Here is a 21,208-nt window from a genome sequence, read left to right as displayed (position 1 = left end):
CAATACCGTCGATGGACATTCCGTCGGCGGTATTGCCTATAAAATCCATCGGATGCTCCGTCATGCCCCTGCCTCCCCTTTTGCGTTTTGCGCTGCGGCGCATTTTGCAGGCGATCCCCGTCATACTTCTCATCATGATCGGGTCGTTTCTGATTATAAAGCTTGCCCCCGGCGATACTGTTGACGCGCTTGTCGGCGACATGGGCGGGGCGGACCCGCAATTCGTTGCCAATCTGCGGACCGAATATGGTCTTGACCAGGCTGTGTGGATGCAACTCGGGCTTTATATGAGCAAAATCGCACAACTGGATTTTGGCTGGTCTTATGTTTACGAGCTGCCCGTCTGGGATGTGCTGATGAGCCGTCTGGTGCCCACATTGCTCCTGATGGTTTCCTCGCTCTCGGTGGCCTTTATTTTCGGCGTTGCATTGGGCGCAATTGCTGCGCGCCGCGCCTATACGCTGACCGATAATGCAATCTCAACACTCGGCCTCATTTTCTATGCGATGCCGAGCTTTTTCTTCAGCCTTCTTCTGATGCTGGTGTTTTCCGTCAAGCTTGGCTGGCTGCCGGTGGGCGGATTGAAGACGCTGGGTGCCTTCTATTCGGGCTGGGATAATGTGGTCGATATTGCAATGCACCTCATCATGCCAACCACAGCGCTGGCACTGATTTATCTGGCATTTTATATGCGCTTGATGCGCACCAGCGTTCTGGAAGTCGAAGACCTTGATTATGTGCGCACCGCACGCGCAAAGGGTGCAAGTGGCACACGTCTTATGTTTCACCACATCATGCGCAATGCGCTGTTGCCGGTTGTCACATTGCTCGGACTTCAATTCTCCACCGTGCTTGGCGGCTCCGTGGTTATTGAGACAATCTTCTCTCTACCGGGACTTGGCCAGCTTGCTTATATGTCGGTGATAAAGCGCGATATAAACACATTGATGGGCATTATCTTCCTGTGCTCCATTCTTGTCATCATCGTCAATTTCCTCACCGATCTTATCTATGCGCGGCTTGATTCCAGGATCGAATTGTCATGACATCGCAAGACTTCACTCTCCCGCGCCCGCAGGCCTCCCGCACAAAGATTCTTTGGCAGAGGTTCAAACGCAACCGCGCTGCCGTGCTCGGTCTTTTGCTTTTCATTCTTGTTGTGCTGATCGCAGTTTTCGCTGACGTGATCACACCCGGCGATCCGCTGCGCCGTGCCGGTGATCCGCTTGTCTGGCCATTCGTGAATATGGCTACACCGCTCGGAACTGACCAGCTTGGTCGTGACATCATGTCCGGCATTTTTCACGGTGCCCGCATATCATTGCTGATCGGCGTGGTGGCCACACTCATTTCCATCTTCATCGGGGTGCTGATTGGCGCCTTTGCCGGCTATTATGGCGGATGGGTCGATGATGTTCTGATGCGCGTTACAGAAGCTTTCCAGACGGTTCCAAGTTTCGTTTTGTTGCTGGCACTGGTAGCAATCTTCGGATCATCCATTGAGAACATTATCATTTGCATCGGCATTGTTTCATGGACGGCACCTGCGCGCATGGTACGCGCTGAATTTCTGGCCCTTCGCAAACGTGAGTTTGTCGATGCGGCGCGCAACTTAGGTATTGGAAACGCATCGATCATTTTCCGCGAAATTCTGCCCAATGCATTGCCGCCGGTGATCGTTTTTGCATCCGTTGTGATGGCAACAGCCATTCTGATGGAAAGCGCATTGGCGTTTCTTGGTCTGGGCGATCCCAATTATGCAAGCTGGGGCAACATGATCGGTCAGGGCCGCGCGGTGTTGCGCACAGACTGGTTCTGCTCGGTCATTCCCGGCATTGCCATTCTGCTGACCGTCCTCTCCTTCAGTCTGCTCGGCGAGGGACTCAACGATGCGCTTAATCCGAGACAGAAAAAATGACAGCCAGCCCGGTTCTTGAAATTAAAAATCTACAAATAGCGCTCCCAACCGGTGCGGACCGTCCGTTTGCCTTGCATGACCTGACATTAACCGTCAATCCGGGTGAGATTGTCTGCCTCGTTGGTGAGAGCGGTTCAGGCAAGTCGCTCTCCGCAGGCGCGATCATGCGCCTACTGCCCGAACCACATGTGCGCGTTACCAATGGCACGGTTCTGCTTGAAGGCACCGATCTTTACGCGCTGAGCGAAAAGGAAATGAAGGCTCTGCGGGGAAACCGCATCGGCATGATTTTTCAGGAACCGATGACAGCGCTTAATCCGCAAAAGACGGTTGGCTGGCAGATTGATGAAGTGCTGCGGCTACACACCAGGCTTGGCCGAAAAGAGCGTCGCACCGCAGTTATGGACATTTTGCATGACGTCAAAATTCCCGATCCGCAGTCGGCCTATAATGCCTATCCCCACCAGATTTCCGGCGGGCAGCGTCAGCGCGTAATGATCGCCATGGCGCTGATCCTCAAGCCACGCCTTCTCATCGCGGACGAGCCAACCACTGCGCTTGATGTGACCACACAAGCGCAGATTCTCAAACTCATCCGTGATCTGCAACGCGAACAGAGCACCGGTATTTTGTTCATTACGCATGATTTTGGCGTGGTGGCAGAAATTGCCGATCGCGTTGCTGTGCTCAGGCTTGGAGAACTTGTTGAGGAAGGGCCAGCAAAGGATGTGCTCAACAACCCGCAACATCCCTATACGAAAGCCCTTATCGCAGCCGTTCCCGCGCTGATACCACCTGCCGTTCGACCATTCGGTGATGCTCAGCCCGTCGTTCTTAAAGCGGATGCTTTGTCCAAAACATTCAGGGCGCGCGGTGGAATATTCAGTGGCAAACGCAGTGCTGTGCCAGCTGTAAAAGACTTGTCCTTCGAACTGCGACAAGGCGAAACGCTCGGTGTGGTCGGCGAAAGCGGCTCTGGCAAGACCACCGTCTCGCGCATTGTCACGCGGCTTCTGGAAGCGGACAGCGGTAAGGTCGATTTGAATGGCCGCGATTTCCTCAGTGCAAGCCCGCGCGAAGTGCGCGCCATGCGCAAGGATATTCAAATGGTCTTTCAGGACCCGATGGCATCACTCAATCCTCGCCGCCGTGTCGTCGATCTGATTGCACAGGGACCAATCGTCCACGGTATGCCAAAAAGACAGGCGCATGCGAAAGCGCGCGACCTGCTTGAACTGGTCGAGCTTTCACCGGCTGCGGCTGATCGTTTCCCGCACGAATTCTCCGGCGGCCAACGCCAGCGCATTGGCATCGCACGGGCATTGGCACTGGAACCACGCATCATCGTGGCTGACGAGCCGGTTTCCGCGCTTGATGTCTCGGTTCAGGCACAGGTCTTGCGGCTTCTTGCCGATCTGCGTGAACGGCTCAACCTCTCGCTTCTTTTCGTAACACATGACCTGCGCGTCGCATCCCAATTATGCGACCGCATCATCGTGATGTCGAAAGGCGAAATTGCTGAAACCGGACCGACAGCCGAAGTTTTTGCTCATCCGCAGCACGAATATACACAGCGCCTTCTTGCCTCAATCCCCGGCAAAAGCTGGACGCCGCCGCGCTTTGACAGCACAGAATGAAGGTTCACGCCCCTATGCAGAATATCCAATTTCCTCCTTCCATCTGGGCTGCAACCGCACCCGAGCGCGTTCCTTCTGCGCCAATCAAAGCCGATGCGGAAGCGGATTTCGTCATTGTAGGCGGTGGCTTCACGGGCCTATCAGCAGCACTTCATCTTGCGAAACGTGGCAAACGGGTGATCCTGCTTGAAGCAAAGGCTGTTGGCTGGGGTGCATCGGGACGCAACAATGGTCAGGTTATTCCGACAATGACCGCCGCAGAACCAGACGCCATTGCCGCACGGTATGGCGATGCCGGAACACGGTTTGCAAAATTGATCGGCAACAGTGCCGACATTCTTTTTTCCATCATCCGTGACGAAAACATCCATGCGGAGGCTGAACAGACCGGCTGGTTCCAGCCTGCGCATTCACCGGGCCGTGTGAAACTATCGCAATCACGTGTGGAGGCATGGAAGCGGTTCGGCTTTCCAGCGCAATATCTTGATAGCGCCGCGACATCGAAGTTGTTGGGCAGCGATTTCTGGTATGGTGGCATGTTTAACCCAACGGGTGGCCACATCAATCCGCTCGCCCTTGCGCGTGGTCTGGCCGCTGCTGCGGAGCGTCACGGCGCGATCATCCATGAGCAAAGCCCTGTCACATCTTTCGAAATAACAGGCGACCATTGGATCGTGCGCGTTGGTAATGCAACGGTTCGTGCAAAAGGCTTTTTGCTTGCAACCAATGCCTATACAGGCGAACTGCGTGAAAGCCTTGCACCGCGTCTGGCGCGCTCCATCGTGCCGGTTCTTTCATGGCAAATGGCAACGGCCCCGCTCAGTGATACTCTGCGTGCAACAATTCTTCCGGGCCGTCAGGCCGTCTCTGATACACGCGGCGATCTGCGCTTTTTCCGCTATGACTCGCGTAACCGGCTGATCACCGGCGGCGTGGTGATGGGTGATTATAATGTTGCCGAACGCGTCAAACGCAAAGCCGCCCGCAATATGGCAGAAGCATTTCCGGCCTTGGGTGAACCCGAAATTACCCATGTCTGGAGCGGCTATATCGGCATGACGTGGGATCGCTTTCCGCGCATGCATCAGCTTGGAACCAACGGCTGGGCATGGATAGGCTGCAATGGCCGCGGGGTCGCGCTTGGCACAGCACTTGGACGCGAATTTGCACGCGCGCTTGATGGCGAACCATTACAGGAGCTCGCACTTCCGATTTCAGACCCTGCCCCTCTGCCCTTCCACAAAATTGCGCGAAAGATTGCGCCGTTCTATCTCGCCTGGTTGCGGCGTAAGGATAAAACAGAGCCTCAGTTATAAGCGAAGTTGAATAACATTCATGCGAAAGGTTGATCCATGAATCAGATGCCAATTCTCGAACGTCGCCGCATTGAGGCGCTTGTTCTTAAAAATGTTTATGAGGTTCTTCGCGAGCGGTCAGGCGAGGAAGAAGCTCAGGCTGCCATCGGCGAAGCGGTAACGCGCTCGGCGATTGAACAGGGTCGCAGTTTTGCGCAGGAACTGGGCCACACGCCGGACCTTCAGGACTTTGCCGATATTCTACCGCTTTGGACCAAGGATGATGCGCTGGAAATTGAAGTGCTGTCACAGGGTAAAGATCATTTCGATTTCAATGTAAAGCGCTGCCGCTATTCAGAAATGTACCGGGATATGGGACTGGGCCATATCGGGCACCTTCTATCATGTAATCGCGATGGCGATTTCTGCATTGGCTACAATCCGGAAATGAAGCTTGAACGCACCCAGACCATCATGCAGGGCGCAAGTCATTGCGACTTCCGATACACACTCGACGCTGCAGAAAAAGGAGCCTGATATGCCGGTTGAAAACTGGACCTCGAACCAGCTCGACGAACTGATTGCCTTCCGACGTGATCTGCATGAAAATCCGGAACTGCTCTATGATGTTCATCGCACAGCGGAAAAAGTCGCGGAAGCGCTGCGTGCGGCAGGCCTTGATGAAGTCGTGACCGGCATTGGCCGCACCGGCGTTGTCGGTGTCATTCACGGCCAGACCAACAAATCAGGCCGCGCTATTGCCCTTCGCTCCGATATGGACGCGCTGCCAATCCATGAAGAAACCGGCGCTGAATGGGCCTCAAAAATTCCGGGTAAAATGCATGCCTGCGGCCATGATGGTCACACGACGATGCTTTTAGGCGCGGCACGTGAACTGGCAAAAAGCCGCGCTTTCGACGGCACCGTCATTGTGATCTTCCAGCCGGCGGAAGAAGGCGGCGCGGGTGCCAAAGCGATGATTGATGACGGCCTTTTCAAGCGCTGGCCGGTCAATGAAGTTTACGGCATGCATAACCGTCCAAACCTGCCGGTCGGTGACTTCATTATCAACTCCGGTCCGATCATGGGCTCGGTCGATGTGCTGGAGATAACCATCGAAGGTGTTGGCGGACATGCCGCCTCTCCGCATCATACGATTGACCCAATTCCGGTGACGGCAGCGCTTATTCAGGCGATTCAGACCTTGAGCGCACGCACCATCGATCCGCTTGATTCCGCCGTCATTTCGATCACCACGCTTCATGGCGGTGACGCCTTTAATGTCATTCCGCAGAAGATTAAATTGACCGGTACAGTCCGCACATTGCGCGAAGAAGTGCGCAATCACATCGAGGAGCGGCTGACGCGTGCTGTTGCTGGTATTGCTGATGCTTTTGGCGCGAAGGCCACACTTGATTATCAGCGTAATTATCCCGTCACCATCAATCACGAACGTGAAACCGAACTGGCAGCCCTCGCCGCTGAGGCGGTTTCCGGTGCAGACCGCGTCGCGCGCGACATGCCCGCCACTCTTGGCGGCGAAGATTTTGCATTCATGCTCAATGAAGTGCCGGGCGCAATGATCAATATTGGCAATGGTCCAAGTGCCAATCTGCACCACCCGGAATATGACTTTAACGACGATGTGATTGCCTGGGGAGCTTCGTATTGGACGACCTTGGTCCGCCAGAGATTACCTGTGTGATTGCATAATAGTCAGAAAGCCGGGAATTTTTCCCGGCTTTTTTTGTCCACGTCTCTACCGACCCAATCGGAAATGATTGTTTGCGCCAGCTATTCTTGAAAGCAGGCTCTCATCATGGCTGATCGCGACAATACCAAGACTGTGCTTCTCTGCAAGCATCGACAAAAGTTGCCATATCTGTGCTTGTGCAACGGGGTCGAGCGCCGAGGTAATTTCATCAGCAATCAAAAATGCAGGTTTTGCGCCAAGTGCGCGCAGGATTGAGACACGCTGTAATTGTCCGCCTGACAACTCGTGCGGATAACGGTTTTCCCATTCTGTTTCAACGCCAAGGGTCCGCGCAATATCGGGATCGACCGGACCAGATTCAGCAATGATTTTTCGGATCTGCCAGCGTGGATTCATCGCTGCAAGCGGCGACTGATAGAGATATTGTACCGGCCAAAGTTTTGCGTCCGATAGGTTTTGCTGACCAAAAGAGACCGTACCGGAAACAGGACGGTTCAGCCCCGCAAGAATACGCCCCAACGTGGTCTTGCCGCAGCCCGATGGTCCCGAAATACAATAGATTGTTCCCGCACTCAGGCTCAGCGAAACATTGGTGAAGATCGTTCGTTTGCCATAGCCGGCCGTGATGTTTTTTGCTTCAAGCATAGGCATGGAAGTCATTTTGTGGCAGCGCACGCCAGAGTGATTGCGCATAGGTAGAACCGAGCGTTTCTCCTCTTCCGCTGAAGGCTGATGTTGGCGCCAGACAACACATTTTCCCGTCATTCAGAATCGCAATACGATCCGCATAGGAAAGCACAGGAATCAAATCATGTGTGATGAGCAAGACGGCACCGCCTTCATCAGCATGTTTGCGCAGTTTAGCCAGAATAATATCGCGATTGGTGGGATCCAGCCCTGCTGTCGGCTCATCTGCGATCAGCAATTTAGCCCCGCCGGAGATCGCCTGTGCCATCAAAACGCGCCGCGCCATGCCTCCTGAAAGCTGATGCGGATAAAGGCGGGCAACATCAGCACTCAAGCCCACATCCATCAGGCGACTTTCAATCGCAGGCGGCTTGCCAGCGCGGTTTGCGGCCCAGCCAATCAGCGCACCGACACTTGCCGTTGGATCAAGATAAGTCGTTTGTTGTGGCAGAAGCGCGATTTCCCGGCCACGCTTTTCACTCAAGCTCTTCTTGCACAACGGTTTTCCGTGAAAATAAATATCACCTTCCGCAATGGCATTGTTTGGCAAAAGTCCCAAAATCGCATGAGCAAGCAGACTTTTCCCGGCCCCTGAATGCCCGATCATTGCAACAATCTCGCCCGGCGCAATATTGAGGTGAACATCCGACAGCCGGGTAATCATATCCTGACTAAAAAAACCGTTATAGCGACGAAACGAAACGCAAAGATTATTGATTTCAAGCATCAGGTCTGAGCCTCCCTCGGACTGGTCAGGCGGCGCAATCCATTAGCGAGCACGTCAAAGCACAGCACCATGATCAACAAAGCCAAACCGGGAAAAAGCGCCAGCCACCAACGGCCACCGCTGATATGACGCATCGCTTCTGAGAGCATAATGCCAATGGCTGGCCGCGATGGTTCAAGCCCAAATCCCAGAAAGGTCAGACCGGCTTCATGCAAAATTGCATGCGGAAACATCAGCAGAAAGCCAACAAGCATTTGCGGCAACAGATGCGGAAGAATGTGGTTTATCAAGATAAAGTGGCGCGATTTTCCAAAACTGCGCGATGCTTCGACAAAAGGTGCGGCACGCACCTGTATGAGTTCAGCGCGCAGAATACGCGCGAAACGTGGCCAGTGAGAGATCGCAACGGCGATAATAACTGCCCCCGTACCGCCACCCAGTGCGAAACTTATAAGAATAAGCAAAACAAAATGCGGCATAGCCAGCATGCCATCGGTGACAAAACTGCCAATCGCATCCGCAGTTTTACCAAGGCCTGATAAAAGGACAATCACAAGGGCGATGACCACGGAAAAGCCTGCGGCAAGAATTCCAACGCGCAGGCTCAGCGTAAGACCGTGCAATGTACGGGCAAACATATCCCGTCCCATCTGATCCGTTCCAAACCAGTGCGAAAGGGAGGGTTCCATATTGCGTATCGCAAAATCGGAGCGAATACCCGTTTCACCATAGGCCCATGCAGCAATAGAGATCGCAACGATTATTGCCAGCGAAAACAGCGCACTGATCAATGCGCGTATGCGTCCATTGAGAGGGATGAACATCATGCTCCCTCTCTCAGTCGTGGATCAACAATGCGATACAGAAGATCGGCAATCATATTCCCGGTCGAAACAATCACAGTCATGAGCATTGCGATGGCAAGCAGCAGAGCCACATCGCCCCGAATGCCTGCTTCAACCGTGGCACGTCCCAATCCCGGCCATGCAAAAACCTGTTCGGCCAAAATGGCCCCGCCAAAAATCTCGCCTATTGAAGCAAAGAGCACCGTCAGGGCTGGTAAAGCGGCATTTCGAACACCGTGACGCAGGATAATGTCGCCCTGACGCGCGCCTTGGGCACGCGCAAACGTGATATAATCCGATTGCAGCACTTCAATAAGCTTGGCACGGGAGTGCAGAGCAATCTGCGCAACCCCGAAAAGCGTCAATGCCGATAATGGCAATATCAGATGCTGGACACGCTCAAGAAAACTCACCTGTTCAGAAGGAACGCCAATCGGACCTGCGCAACAGATTGGTGTCCAGCCGAGCTTAACCGAGAACAGCGCCAGCATCAGCATGGCGAGCCAGAACGTTGGCGTTGCCGCAAGAATATAACAGTACAATCGGATGGTGCGGTCGATCCAGCGCCCCTCATAGGCTGCTGAAACCAGTCCAAGGGCAAAGCCAAGAAGACCGGACAAAAGCCATGCAAGCCCCGTCAATGTCAGCGACGCGCCAATGCGGCTGCTCATTACTTCGCTTACCGGTGCGTTGTATGTGATGCTGAAACCCAGATCGCCCGACAGAATATTTCCTGCCCATCGCGCAAACTGCTCATAAATAGGACGATCCAGCCCCCAGATGGCGGCAATCTGCATCTTCTGTTCAGGACCGACATAGGCCATGGCCGGTCCGAGATAAGCGTCAACCGGATCGATCGGCGAAGCTTTCATCAGCAAAAACACTGCGAAAGCAACGCACACGACCAAGGCGCCAAGGCGCAAAACCCGCAATACAATTAAAGTGATGATTGCAACATTCACTCGCAGGTCCACCGCCAGTTTGCAATTGTTGCAGTCACCGGCCAGCCATGCCCATGCGGTTCGATCTGGGTTTTTCCAATATCGAGACACTTATTGGCCAGATAGACATGATCGAGATTGACCAGCCACGCCCATGAATTGTCGCCCTTCAGACCGTAATAATCAGCGGCCTGCGACCAATAAGACAGCGAAGCTTCAAGACTTTCTGCGCCCTGCGCTTTCTCAAAAAGCGCTTCAACCTGGCTGTTCGCATAATAGCTTGGGTTCATATATTCGACCCCGCGCAGCTTTTCAGCAAAGAGGCTATAAAGCTGGTAGGGTGAGTGGCTGCCAAAGCCAAAAACCACAGGCTCGGAATGCATGACGCGTTCAATCGCGTCCCAGCTTCCACCTTTTGGCGTCGCATCAATACCCAATGGGCGCAGTAATTCGGCTGATGTCTCAGCCAATGCCTGCCGGGTTGCATCACTGGCAGGGTAATTGATCGGGAAAGCGGCTCTTATGCCGTCTTTGGATCGAATGCCATCATCACCGGCAACCCAGCCCGCTTCATCGAGCAGCGCTTTTGCAGCATCCAGATTGAACTCGACGGTATCCGCCTTACCTGCCCACGGCAATCCATCGGCAGGACCGAATGCTGGCGTTCCATGACCATGAAGCGCCACATCGACAATGAGCTTCCGATCCAGCCCCATATTGATCGCTTTGCGGACGACAGGATCGGAAGTCACTGCATTGCCCACTTTGCGACCATTCACGTCATGCGGCTTTACAAAAGGCAGGCTGAGCCCTCTGTTATCGACGGTCTGAACCGGTATAGCCTTAAATCCATTGGGAATGGTATCGGCAAGCTGTGCAGGAACGGCAACCATATCAACCGCGCCAGCATTTGCAGCCGCAAGCCCCGGCGCTTCACCCGTGAAAAGGAACGTAATTTTCTCAAACGGTCCTTTGTCACCATAATAGGCGTCATTGCGCTTGACGATAAGCTGTTCACCTTCATTCCACGCGACCAGTTTATAAGGCCCGGAGCCGATCGGCTTGCGTGCATATTCCGTTCCATAGGTCGCAGCCGGAACAATGCCGAGTGTGTAAAACGCCTCAACAAAAGTGATCCATGGTTTATTGAGCGAAATACGAAGCGTGTTTTTATCAACGGCTTCCGCTTTTTCCATGACACTCAGATCAATCGCATTGGCTGATGCTTTGGCGGTATTGAATGTGAATGCAACATCTTCCGCAGTGAGCGGCGATCCATCGGAAAAGCGCACATCGTCACGCAGCTTGATGATCCAGACTTTACGATCGTCGGAGAGTTTCCACTCGGTTGCAAGATCAGGGACAGTGCCAAGATCAACATCGCGCCGCAAAAGGGTCGATTGAAACAAGGGGTTTCCATAGCCACCCCAACCCGCCAGAGGATCAAATCCATTATCCGGCTCGCCGCCGATTGCCAGAACAAGGCTGTCTTTTGGCGCGGCACATGCCTGTGTCGCAGCACCCCATGTCACAATCGCTGCAATCGCAACCGACACCCAATTCATCGCACTCTCCGAAGTATGATCTTTTTACAGAATCATCTTACTGAGGGTGTTTGGCGGGCGCAATATACTTATAGGTAAAGTTCAAACTTTTATTGATATTCAACTGCTAGGCAGGCCAAACGAGCCCGTGAAATATCTTACACGGGCTCACTTATGCTTTTCCGAATAATGCCAGATTACTTATCCATCTGTCTTTTCATGCCCCACAAGCTGAAAGCATTTTCGCCATAAAGCTCGTCATCTAAACCTTCACGCTGAATATCATCAGGCACCCGCAGATGACCAAAAGCATCCAGAATTTTTAGCAGGATCATCGTGATAATCCAGGCATAAGCAGCAACGATAACAACCGCCAGAACCTGAATACCAAGCTGATAGGCACTTGCCGACACAGCGTTGATATGGGAGCTCGCGGTAACACCGATCAGGACCGCGCCGGTCATGCCACCCACGCCGTGCGCACGCCAGACTTCCAATGTGTCATCAATTTTGAGCCATTTCTGCACATATTTGGCATTAAAGCAGACCGATGCGCCGATAGCACCGATGAGAAGCGCTGTGATCGGCTCCACATAACCTGCAGCAGGCGTAATCGTTGCAAGACCCGTCACTGCGCCCACAAGAACACCGGAGAAGGACGGACGACCGGATTCCTTCCATTCCCAGAACATCCAGACAAGCATAGCGATGGAGCCTGCAAGCATGGTGTTGGTGAAAGCATAAGCCGCGAGTGCATCGGCTGCATATGCGCCGCCGGCATTAAAGCCAAACCAGCCAAACCACAGAAGACCGGCACCGATGGCCACAAGTGGCAGGCTTGCAGGCCGCGATTCCGTTTCGCCGGGAGCGAGTTTGCGCTTTCCAAGATATTTGGCTGCGGCCAGTGCTGAAAAGCCCGCGGAGGCATGAATAACGATGCCGCCGGCGAAATCAACAACGCCAAGTTTCGCAAGGAACCCGCCGCCCCAAACCCAGTGGGCTGCTGGCAAATAAACTAGGATCGTCCAAAATGCGATAAAGAACAGATAAGCCCCGAACTTGAAGCGTCCGACAAAGGCCCCTGTCATCAGCGCGGGCGTAATGATCGCAAACATCATCTGATACGCAAACACCATAATGAAGGGGACGTTTGCTGCATAAGTTGGATTTGGCTCAATACCGACATGATACATGCCAAAATAGGTGGTGATATCACCAATGACGCCGCCTATGGACGGACCGAAAGCCAGACTGAACCCACCAAAAACCCAGATGAGGCCAACCACGCCCATACAAACAAAGTTCTGTATCATGATGGAAAGAACATCACGCTGGCGGACAAGTCCGCCATAAAACAAGGCCAGTGCGGGAGTCATCATGCACACCAGTGCGGTGCAGATTAGAATAAAGGCTGTATCGCCTGCGCTGATAGACTGCATGTTATTTTCCTTCAGATTTGGAACTCTGAACTATTTGAATTTTAACAAGAAAATCTAGTTATCTTTAACCAGATGCTGCGCCACCGGCTTATGTGGATGCGGTGCAAGCAGCTTCTTCGGCGCGATAAACAGATACAGTGTGAGCACATAGGGCGCCGTGAAGGATGGCAGTCCCATCGGAGACATAATCACATCATAAGCGCCTTGAATGAAAACAGTAACGATGGTTGCAAGCACTGCATAGGCAATCACCTTTCCATCCGTCTTCAGGAAAACAACGCCCACGGCAATGGCTGTCAGAACAGAACTGAAACCATAAAGCCCTTGAATGACGACCGCAGGATCAGCACGCATGCCAATGGCGGTTATCATCGCGATCAGCGATCCAAGCGCTGCTGCAATACCTGCCTGCCTCGACGCCACAAAAATGCCGAGCAGAATTAAAGCGCCGCTGACCTCGTTGCCAAGCAAAAAGACCTGCGCAATATTGCGGAAGAAAATTTGCACCAGCTCAATATTTGCGGGAATTGTAGCGGTCCCCTGCAAATAATCTGAGGCGAGTTTGGGACTGTCGCCAGTGACATCAAGCGCGCCAAAAGAATAAGCAGCAGCAACCATGAGCCAGCCCGTCAAAACAAATGGCCCTGTAGACCCCGGAATGCCCCAGCTTTTGGTAAGCGTTGCGCCGAATGCTGCTGTGATAACGGTGCTGAGCGCCGAGCCGATGATGATATAAAACCAGAGTTGAGGCGTGGCCGCGATAAATGTCGGCAAAGCAACACCAACAAGAATGCCATTAAAACCAAACAGGCCCGAATGAATGGATGGCTTATCGCAATCAAGCAACTGTGCGGTCAATGTAGCGACGATGAGACCAACGACTGCACCAATTGTGATTGCCCAGCCGCCCGTTGCATAGGATGCATAAGCAATTGCAGCAACAAACAGCAATCCGGTAAAGGCATTCTCCATAAAGAACACCTGTCCCGCCCCACGCAGGCAGGCGATTGGAAAACTCACTTTCTTGTCTGCCATTTCGATAACCCCTCTTAGCCAGATCTCCGCTCTGTCTATTTGCCTTCACGCATTACCCACCACAAAATCGCTTCGCACTTTTTGAGCATAAGTGCTTTAACGCCAAAGGAATTCCTCTGGTAATGTGCGACCGCGCGCCTCTTCCCGAACAATCTGCCAGAAATTACGCACTTCAGCGCGCACGTCGTAGCTCTCCATGCCGACAGCGCGCAAAATAAGCCCCGCATTGTTGGGCAGCGCTGACACCCCGGATATTGCGCGTGGCGCGTCGGTACTGAAGTTCACCTGAACACGCTCTTTGATCCGCGCAGCAACATCGGGCGGCGTTATGCAGATGATATTTGCAAACGCGTCGTAACCACGCATGACCGCTGCAAAATCGATGGTCGGATTGCCCTTTTCAATCAGGACCTTATCTGTAAACAGGCGCTTGCCGTCTGGCCGCTTTGCCGCGATCAGCATGGAAAGCAGATCGAAACCAAAACGCTCGCTTTCATGATGATGCTTGCGTCCCGTCATCATCATCTCGCCATAGATGAGCGTCGCACTCTCATCAATCACAATATCGGTCTGATTGATGAAGCGGGAATTGCGATAGGGAATTGTAAAATCAGGGAGATATTCCAGATATGCCCCTGCTTCCACCGTCACGGTCTGATATTGTGAAGCATAATTGGCATCCATCTGATGAACACGATTAGCGCCCTGTGATGTGACCTGAGCACATGCGCCTTCACCCACATGAATATCGATCTTGTAGCGATCCCCCTGAAGAATGCCGCCGCCAATCGAAATGATTGAGCAGATCGGCAATTCCGGCATCGCCTCGTCCCAGTAAAGCGCCTGTTGCACCAGAAGCGGGGCCACACGATAAAGATCGTGCAGTACCGAGCGACCATTGCGTAAGGAGAAGCCCAAACGCAATTCGCCGATTTTGCCGGGTCCGGCAGCACGCATCTGTGCAGGCTGCGTATGATACCCGCTCAGTTCACGGGCTGCATCAAGTCGGCTTAGTCGCTCGTGTAAGCTCATGACATTACCCAGCCGCCTGAGAGGCTTGAGATGCCTGAACCGGTTTCACGTCAAACAGAGCCATATCAAGGATCAGTTGCATCAGATCGTCAATGCCTTCACCGGTTTTGCAATTGGTGAAAACAAAAGGCTTCTTGCCGCGCATCAGTTTGGAATCGCGATCCATAACCTCAAGGCTTGCACCGACATAAGGTGCCAGATCCTTCTTGTTGATGACCAGAATATCCGACTGGCAGACGCCAGCGCCATTCTTGCGTGGAATTTTGTCTCCGGCCGCAACGTCAATCACATAGATGTAAAAATCAGCGAGTGCTGGGCTGAATGTCAGCGTGAGATTATCGCCGCCCGATTCAATCAGGATCACATCACTGTCGGGATATTTTTCCTCAAGCTCTTCAACCGCAGCGATATTCATCGACGGGTCTTCACGCACCGCCGTATGCGGGCACGCGCCGGTCTCAACGCCAACGATTTTTTCTTCAATCAGAATGCCATTGAGTGTGCGCCTGACCTGCTTGGCATCTTCAGTCGTAACAACGTCGTTGGTAATAATGAGCGGCTTGATACCCATCTCAATGAGCCGTGGGGTGATTGTTTCAATAACCGCCGTCTTGCCCGAACCGACAGGTCCACCAATACCAATACGCGTGATTTTTTTCATGGTTCATTCCTGTTTGAATTTCCGAAAGCAAGTCTCACAAAATCGATTTCGACGGTGGGAGACATGCCTTAATTCATGAATAGCCGGACATGCGTTTTTGTGTGATGCGCAACCAGAACATCAAAGACGGGCGCGAAACTGGACATTTCATCAAGCGCCAGACCACACACATCAGCATAGTCGCTTTCAACACGGCTTTGCGAAGCAAATAATATGCGCTGCGTATCCAGATGATCGATCCGCATCAGTCGAACCGCGGCACTGAGAACCATCGACGCAACGCCGTATTGATTCACAACAAAGGCCTGTTTCTCATCCGCGCCCATATGCGCCAGCGCGAGCGCCTGACCAACTGGAAAACAACCCGGCGTTTCGCCTGATTTAATGTCTTTCAGCCAGCGCTCAAGCTGTGGGAAATCGCTGATCTTGAGAGAGAGTTCAGCGAATTTCTTTCCCATTCTCGCAAGCATCATCTGCTGTTCTTCGCCAACCCGGCGATTCCATATCTCATGATCCGCAGCAAGCACGCTGTCATAATCACCCGCCACAATGGCACGATGCGCATGAAGAAAAGCGATACCATCCATATGGGCAGCCTGACGCACAACGAGCTCGACGAACTGATGCAAGCTTGCCGAATTGGTTACGACCTCAGTCTGCAAAGCGGATTCAAGCCCATTTGAAAATGCGAATGCACCAACCGGCAAGGTTGAATCTGAAAATTGCAGCAATCTCGCCAGAAGAACCATGTCCTGCCCGCAACGTGGTTCGCTTTTCTGTATGCCTGACATTACTTACCTGTGGTGATGGTGCCCGTGGTGATGCTCATGCCCATGATCGTGATCATGGGTGTGCTCATGACTGTGTTCATGGGTGTGCGCTTCCGAACCATGATGATGTTCATGAGAATGCTTATGCAAATCATGATGATGATGCGGGGTCGCATCGGCGCCGGCAAAGAGCATACGAACTTCCTTCGCATCGAGCTTTGCAGCAATCTCCTCGCCAGGAGCGAAATAGGTCTTCACTCTTTCAAAAGCATGCGTGCGCATCACCGATGCCATCACCTTCTGATCAACAGACAGCGGCACATAGACGGTTGAGCCTTTGATCACGGCTGGCCAATGCTGATTACCCAGCCCATGGCCGAGCTCAAAGCAAATGCGCAGGATGTCCTGCGGCGCGAGCTCTTCCAAACCTTCAAGCTCAATAACCATCACCTCTTTGAGGGCAATACGTGCCACAACAATGAGTTTCGCGGCTTCATCATAATGCAGCACATCGCCATCATGCAGATGCTCGGACCGCGGCAGAGAGATTGCAAGCTCAACGCCCCCTTCACTCGCCTTGCGCAGACGGCTTTTCGGTGCTTCCCACTGCTCAAGGGCGAGATAGTCAACCTGCGCATGATGCGAACGCTCATGCCACACAGAATCCTTGATATTACCGAGTGTTTTCTCAACGAGAATCATAATTCCTCCGGAAGCATGCGCTTCATATCGGCAGTCGAAAATGCGGCAAGACCAGCACTATTCGGTGTTTGCATCCAAAATCAAAACAGGAGGGAACGTTTTCGCTCCCTCCCGAGAGCGTCTTATCAACTGAAGAAGTAAAGCTGCGTCAAAGGAACATTGGTTGCAGGCTCAACAGTCGCATGTTTGCCATCAACGGTAACAGCAAATGTTTCCGGGTTAACTTCAATGGTCGGCAAAGCATTGTTACGAACCATCGAGCCCTTGCTGATAGCGCGGGTGCCGTAGACAGGGATGACCTGTGACTTCAGTTCATAACGATTGACGATACCGGCATCGAAACCAGCCAGCGAGGTAAATGTCGCGCGGGTTTTCGGCAAAGCCGATCCAAATGAGCCATACATCGGACGATAGATGACTGGCTGTGGCGTTGGAAGCGATGCGTTCGGATCCCCCATCAGCGCCCATGAGATCATGCCGCCTTTGATAACCATTTTGGGCTTCGCGCCGAAAAAGGCGGGTTCCCAAAGCACCAAGTCTGCCATTTTGCCAATTTCAATCGAGCCGACAACATGAGAGACGCCCTGTGCAATCGCCGGATTGATTGTCACCTTGGAAACAAAACGCAAGACGCGCTGATTGTCATTGCCCGACTTGTCGCCTTCATAGGCACCAAAGCGGGTTTTCATCAGATGTGCAGTTTGAATGGTCCGCATCCAGTTTTCACCGACGCGGCCCATGGCCTGACTGTCACTGGAGAGAATGGAAATCGCGCCAATATCGTGCAGAACGTTTTCAGCAGCGATGGTTTCCGGGCGGACACGGCTTTCAGCAAAGGCCACGTCGGTTGGAATTTTCGGGCTCAGATTGTGGCAGATCATCGTCATGTCAAACAATTCGGCCTGCGAATTGATGCCATAAGGAAGCGTCGGATTGGTCGAGCTCGGAATAACGTTTGACTGACCTGCAACACGAATAATGTCAGGCGCATGTCCGCCGCCCGCACCTTCGGTGTGATAGGTGTGAATGGTGCGGCCTTCGAAAGCGGCAATGGTATTTTCAACAAAACCGGCTTCGTTGAGCGTATCCGTGTGAATACAGACCTGAATGTCATATTCATCGGCAACGGTCAGCGATGTGCGGATAGCCTCTGGGGTACTGCCCCAGTCTTCATGGATTTTAAGCCCCATGGCACCGGCGCGAATCTGCTCTTCGATCGACAATGCCGATGATGAATTGCCCTTACCAAGCACACCGGCATTGACCGGCCATGAATCAAAGGAGCGCAACATCATTTCGATGTTCCACGTTCCCGGCGTGATGGTCGTACCGTTGGTGCCATCTGTCGGGCCAATGCCGCCACCAAACAGCGTGGTCACGCCATTGCTGAGCGCGGCTTCAGCCTGCTGGGGCGAAATGAAATGAACGTGCGCATCGATACCGCCAGCGGTCAGGATCAGATGTTCGCCTGAAATGGCATCCGTTCCCGGCCCAAGCGGCAGCGTGACACCCGACATGGTGGAGGGGTTGCCAGCTTTACCGATCCCGTAGATCAGGCCGTCCTTAATGCCGACATCCGCCTTGATAACACCCTGAATAGGGTCAACGATGGTCACGTTGGTAATGACCAGATCGGGCGCACCGGCTGCGCTCGTCAATTCATTGTCATACCCCATGCCATCGCGCAGCGTTTTACCGCCGCCATACACAGCTTCTTCGCCATAAACACGAAGGTCTTTTTCAATCTCAATATAAAGGTCCGTATCGCCGAGGCGAATCTTGTCGCCGGTCGTCGGACCGTAAAGATCCGAATATTGCTGCCTTGAAATCTTAGCCATCTCAGTATCCTGTTCGCTGAAATTCTAGAGCGCATCCCGAAAAGTGTGAATCGGCTTTCAGATAAGATGCACGTCAAACAAACGATTGGAGCGTCGAACTGATTAATCAGATCGAAATTCGCTCACAGACGGGCAATTACGGCTTGTTCTTGAAACCGTATTTCGCGACGCGCTCCATCGCATCTGTCAGGCGCGGACGGGAATCGTTGTAGCTCTCATCGCCAACCCAACCATTCACCAGACCGTTAAAGCCGAGCACGCGCTGCTTGCCTTGATAAGGAACGAGCACAACCTGTTTTTCATCACCCGGTTCAAAACGAAGAGCGGTCGTTGCGGGGATATTCAGGCGCTTTCCGAACGCCTGCTCGCGATCAAATTCAAGATCGGCATTCACTTCAAAGAAATGATAATGCGACCCGACCTGAATAGGACGATCGCCGGTATTGCGGACTTTCAAAGTGGTTGTTGGGTATCCGGCATTGATTTCAATATCGCCTTTGCCGAGAACCAAGCCTCCAACAGGAGTCTTTACCTTATCTGCAGCCATAACTGAGCCTCCGTAGGATTTACTGGATTGGATCGTGGACAGTAACCAGGCGACTGCCATCGGTGAAAACGGCTTCGACCTGCACATAAGGAATCATTTCGACAACACCTTCCATCACATCATCTTTGGTGATGGTTTTGCGCGCGAGTTCCATGACTTCTTCGAGCGTCTTGCCAGCGCGCGCAGCATCAAGTGCAGCCGCAGCAATCAAAGAAACAGTCTCAGGATGATTGAGCTTCAAACCCTGATCTTTACGGCGCTGCGCGACAATCGCCAGCGTGTGAATCATAAGTTTGTCGATTTCCCGGGGCGTGAAATGCATACGTAACCTCCGTACCAAGAAAAGGGGGAGATCGGCATTCTATAAGCCCACCCCCAAAATAAAGCCATCACGAAGAAGCTATCAATCTATTTTACGAGGGGCAATAAGTATTTTACATACAACTCAAATAAACATTGAATAAAAGGAACAAAAAAATAACAATACACAACCGATCTATAAATTTTTATATAAATCATTAAAAATTTTAAAAAACTTTCAAACTACTTCATATTGTCCTTACATTTTGGTTAAAAAAATCACCCAAGATGCTGCCATCAACATACAAAGAACCATAACAACTATACCGGTGCGCGAAAACTCAGCAAATGATATCTTGATACCGCGCGCAGCTGCCTGCTCTACGACAATAATTCCTGCGAGGCTGCCAAAAATAATCATATTACTTGAAAAACCTGTCCCCAGCGCAAGCGCTGCACCCAAGGCATCAGACCCAGATCCTGACTGAAGATAGGGCACCAGCAACATAACCGCAGGATTGTTCCCCACAAGATTGCTCAGAACGCCACCGACAAAAAACAGGGAGATCGGCTCGTTAAGATCAAGCCCGGCTTCGCGGAAATAACCGAGAACATTTTGCGGCAGGCCGGTCGCAGCAATGGCTGCATTGACAACAAAAAGTCCCATGATCAAAAGCAGAAGATCACCATCGACATGTTTAAGCATATCGTGAGAAGAGATTTTGCGGCTGACCAGCAACACCCCCGCGCCCGCCATGGCGATGAGCTCTCTCGGCAAGTCACTAAAAATAAACATTCCAATGACAATCACCGCAACGATTGCCGTCTTTGCCGTTTCAAGCGCATCAATCGTACCGTCCTGCCCTGCATCTGCCATCGAAGACGGCTGCTGCGTGAGTTGCCAGCGATTGCGATAGGCCAGAACGATGACACCCCAAACGATCGGCAGCGAAAGAAGAGCCGGCACTGCGGCCGCACTCAGAAAACCATTGAATGATAACCCAAGCTCTTGCGCAACAATCATATTCTGCGGGCTGCCGATCAGCGTTGCTGTTGAACCTGTGTTCACTGCAAAACAAAACGCAAGAAGAAATGGCACAGGGTTTAGCCCTCTTGTGAGGGTAACGGACACGAGCAAAGGCGTCATCGCCACCGCGACGACATCCTTTGTCAAAAAAGCAGAGAATGCAGCGCCCATAAAAACCAGAACGCCAACCAGCAAAGGCGGTGATAATGGCAGCTCGGTTACGCGCTTCGCCGCCCAGCCATAAAAGCCCGAAACCGAGAATCCGGCCGACACGACCATCAGTCCGAAAAGCATTCCCAGCGTCCGGTAATCGATGGCATTCCACGCAGCCTGTGCTGTTATGCTACCGGTCACCAGCATAGCGAGAGCGCCTATAATGGCAGCTCCCGTGCGGTCGACCTTAAATCCGGGAAGAGTTCCGCAGCCCATCGCAAGATATACGAGTATAAAGACGATGACTGTCAGATCCATAATCACTCGCTTTTTAAAAGATGACTCTTCGCAGCCCCGAACCTAGACTGACAGAGCAATCTAAATCAATGATTCTAA

The 21,208-nt window shown here is 52.6% G+C and carries 21 protein-coding genes; 6 read left to right on the top strand and 15 right to left on the bottom strand.

Annotated elements, in window-relative coordinates; translation table 11 throughout:
- Nucleotides 1–62: 62 nt before the first annotated feature.
- From ABE530_RS04795 to ABE530_RS04770, 6 genes are read left to right on the top strand one after another with little or no spacing between them, the layout of a single operon-like run.
- Complete coding sequence (locus tag ABE530_RS04795; RefSeq protein WP_396998472.1) at nucleotides 63–1,046, top strand: ABC transporter permease; 984 nt, start codon at nucleotides 63–65, stop codon at nucleotides 1,044–1,046.
- The gene (locus ABE530_RS04790; RefSeq protein WP_499693774.1) at nucleotides 1,043–1,918 is read left to right on the top strand and encodes an ABC transporter permease; all 876 of its coding nucleotides are present in this window, start codon (nucleotides 1,043–1,045) and stop codon (nucleotides 1,916–1,918) included. The genes ABE530_RS04795 and ABE530_RS04790 overlap by 4 nt, the downstream gene beginning before the upstream one ends.
- On the top strand, nucleotides 1,915–3,555 hold the full coding sequence (locus ABE530_RS04785; protein ID WP_265985792.1) for an ABC transporter ATP-binding protein: 1,641 nt from the start codon (nucleotides 1,915–1,917) through the stop codon (nucleotides 3,553–3,555). The genes ABE530_RS04790 and ABE530_RS04785 overlap by 4 nt, the downstream gene beginning before the upstream one ends.
- 14 nt (nucleotides 3,556–3,569) lie before the next feature.
- Nucleotides 3,570–4,871: an NAD(P)/FAD-dependent oxidoreductase gene (locus ABE530_RS04780; protein ID WP_499693773.1), complete on the top strand. Its 1,302-nt coding sequence runs from the start codon at nucleotides 3,570–3,572 to the stop codon at nucleotides 4,869–4,871.
- Between the two features lie 36 nt (nucleotides 4,872–4,907).
- A complete protein-coding gene (locus ABE530_RS04775) occupies nucleotides 4,908–5,387 on the top strand; it encodes an L-2-amino-thiazoline-4-carboxylic acid hydrolase (RefSeq protein ID WP_396998475.1) in 480 nt (159 codons plus the stop codon).
- A gap of 1 nt (nucleotide 5,388) precedes the next feature.
- Nucleotides 5,389–6,555, top strand: coding sequence for a M20 aminoacylase family protein (locus ABE530_RS04770; RefSeq protein WP_499693772.1), 1,167 nt, complete (start codon nucleotides 5,389–5,391; stop codon nucleotides 6,553–6,555).
- Between the two features lie 54 nt (nucleotides 6,556–6,609).
- Here ABE530_RS04770 and ABE530_RS04765 read toward each other — a convergent pair whose 3' ends face one another.
- The 15 genes from ABE530_RS04765 to ABE530_RS04695 all read right to left on the bottom strand — a co-directional run bounded on the left by ABE530_RS04765 (nucleotide 6,610) and on the right by ABE530_RS04695 (nucleotide 21,130).
- Nucleotides 6,610–7,209, bottom strand: coding sequence for an ABC transporter ATP-binding protein (locus tag ABE530_RS04765; protein ID WP_499693771.1), 600 nt, complete (start codon nucleotides 7,207–7,209; stop codon nucleotides 6,610–6,612).
- Nucleotides 7,202–7,978: an ATP-binding cassette domain-containing protein gene (locus ABE530_RS04760; RefSeq protein ID WP_499693770.1), complete on the bottom strand. Its 777-nt coding sequence runs from the start codon at nucleotides 7,976–7,978 to the stop codon at nucleotides 7,202–7,204. Before ABE530_RS04760 ends, ABE530_RS04765 begins: the two co-directional genes overlap by 8 nt.
- Nucleotides 7,978–8,805, bottom strand: a complete 828-nt coding sequence (locus ABE530_RS04755) for an ABC transporter permease (RefSeq protein WP_265985800.1) — start codon at nucleotides 8,803–8,805, stop codon at nucleotides 7,978–7,980. The genes ABE530_RS04760 and ABE530_RS04755 overlap by 1 nt, the downstream gene beginning before the upstream one ends.
- A complete protein-coding gene (locus ABE530_RS04750) occupies nucleotides 8,802–9,695 on the bottom strand; it encodes an ABC transporter permease (RefSeq protein ID WP_499693769.1) in 894 nt (297 codons plus the stop codon). Before ABE530_RS04750 ends, ABE530_RS04755 begins: the two co-directional genes overlap by 4 nt.
- An 86-nt stretch (nucleotides 9,696–9,781) precedes the next feature.
- The gene (locus ABE530_RS04745) at nucleotides 9,782–11,329 is read right to left on the bottom strand and encodes an ABC transporter substrate-binding protein (protein WP_499693768.1); all 1,548 of its coding nucleotides are present in this window, start codon (nucleotides 11,327–11,329) and stop codon (nucleotides 9,782–9,784) included.
- A 176-nt stretch (nucleotides 11,330–11,505) separates the two neighbouring features.
- A complete protein-coding gene (locus ABE530_RS04740) occupies nucleotides 11,506–12,747 on the bottom strand; it encodes an ammonium transporter (RefSeq protein WP_265985803.1) in 1,242 nt (413 codons plus the stop codon).
- A 54-nt stretch (nucleotides 12,748–12,801) separates the two neighbouring features.
- Nucleotides 12,802–13,782: an urea transporter gene (gene yut / locus ABE530_RS04735; protein WP_499693767.1), complete on the bottom strand. Its 981-nt coding sequence runs from the start codon at nucleotides 13,780–13,782 to the stop codon at nucleotides 12,802–12,804.
- A gap of 96 nt (nucleotides 13,783–13,878) precedes the next feature.
- A complete protein-coding gene (locus ABE530_RS04730; RefSeq protein WP_499693766.1) occupies nucleotides 13,879–14,814 on the bottom strand; it encodes an urease accessory protein UreD in 936 nt (311 codons plus the stop codon).
- A 4-nt stretch (nucleotides 14,815–14,818) separates the two neighbouring features.
- Entirely contained in the window at nucleotides 14,819–15,475 is a 657-nt protein-coding gene (gene ureG, locus ABE530_RS04725) for an urease accessory protein UreG (RefSeq protein ID WP_265985808.1), read from the bottom strand.
- A gap of 68 nt (nucleotides 15,476–15,543) precedes the next feature.
- The gene (locus ABE530_RS04720; protein ID WP_499693765.1) at nucleotides 15,544–16,266 is read right to left on the bottom strand and encodes an urease accessory protein UreF; all 723 of its coding nucleotides are present in this window, start codon (nucleotides 16,264–16,266) and stop codon (nucleotides 15,544–15,546) included.
- A 3-nt stretch (nucleotides 16,267–16,269) separates the two neighbouring features.
- Complete coding sequence (locus tag ABE530_RS04715) at nucleotides 16,270–16,947, bottom strand: urease accessory protein UreE (RefSeq protein ID WP_265985811.1); 678 nt, start codon at nucleotides 16,945–16,947, stop codon at nucleotides 16,270–16,272.
- A gap of 125 nt (nucleotides 16,948–17,072) precedes the next feature.
- The gene (locus tag ABE530_RS04710) at nucleotides 17,073–18,785 is read right to left on the bottom strand and encodes an urease subunit alpha (RefSeq protein WP_265985812.1); all 1,713 of its coding nucleotides are present in this window, start codon (nucleotides 18,783–18,785) and stop codon (nucleotides 17,073–17,075) included.
- Between the two features lie 136 nt (nucleotides 18,786–18,921).
- Nucleotides 18,922–19,332 carry an urease subunit beta gene (locus tag ABE530_RS04705; RefSeq protein WP_265985814.1) on the bottom strand — a complete coding sequence of 137 codons (411 nt, stop codon included), beginning with the start codon at nucleotides 19,330–19,332 and terminating at the stop codon, nucleotides 18,922–18,924.
- A 19-nt stretch (nucleotides 19,333–19,351) separates the two neighbouring features.
- On the bottom strand, nucleotides 19,352–19,654 hold the full coding sequence (locus tag ABE530_RS04700) for an urease subunit gamma (protein WP_265985815.1): 303 nt from the start codon (nucleotides 19,652–19,654) through the stop codon (nucleotides 19,352–19,354).
- Nucleotides 19,655–19,891: 237 nt separating this feature from the next.
- On the bottom strand, nucleotides 19,892–21,130 hold the full coding sequence (locus ABE530_RS04695; protein WP_499693764.1) for an ArsB/NhaD family transporter: 1,239 nt from the start codon (nucleotides 21,128–21,130) through the stop codon (nucleotides 19,892–19,894).
- Nucleotides 21,131–21,208 lie beyond the last annotated feature (78 nt).

This window comes from Brucella sp. TWI559 (assembly GCF_039674265.1).
In the GTDB taxonomy this organism is placed as follows: Bacteria; Pseudomonadota; Alphaproteobacteria; order Rhizobiales; family Rhizobiaceae; genus Brucella; species Brucella chromiisoli.
The sequence above is the reverse complement of the archived record's forward strand: the minus strand, read 5'-3'. Positions and strand labels throughout refer to the sequence as shown.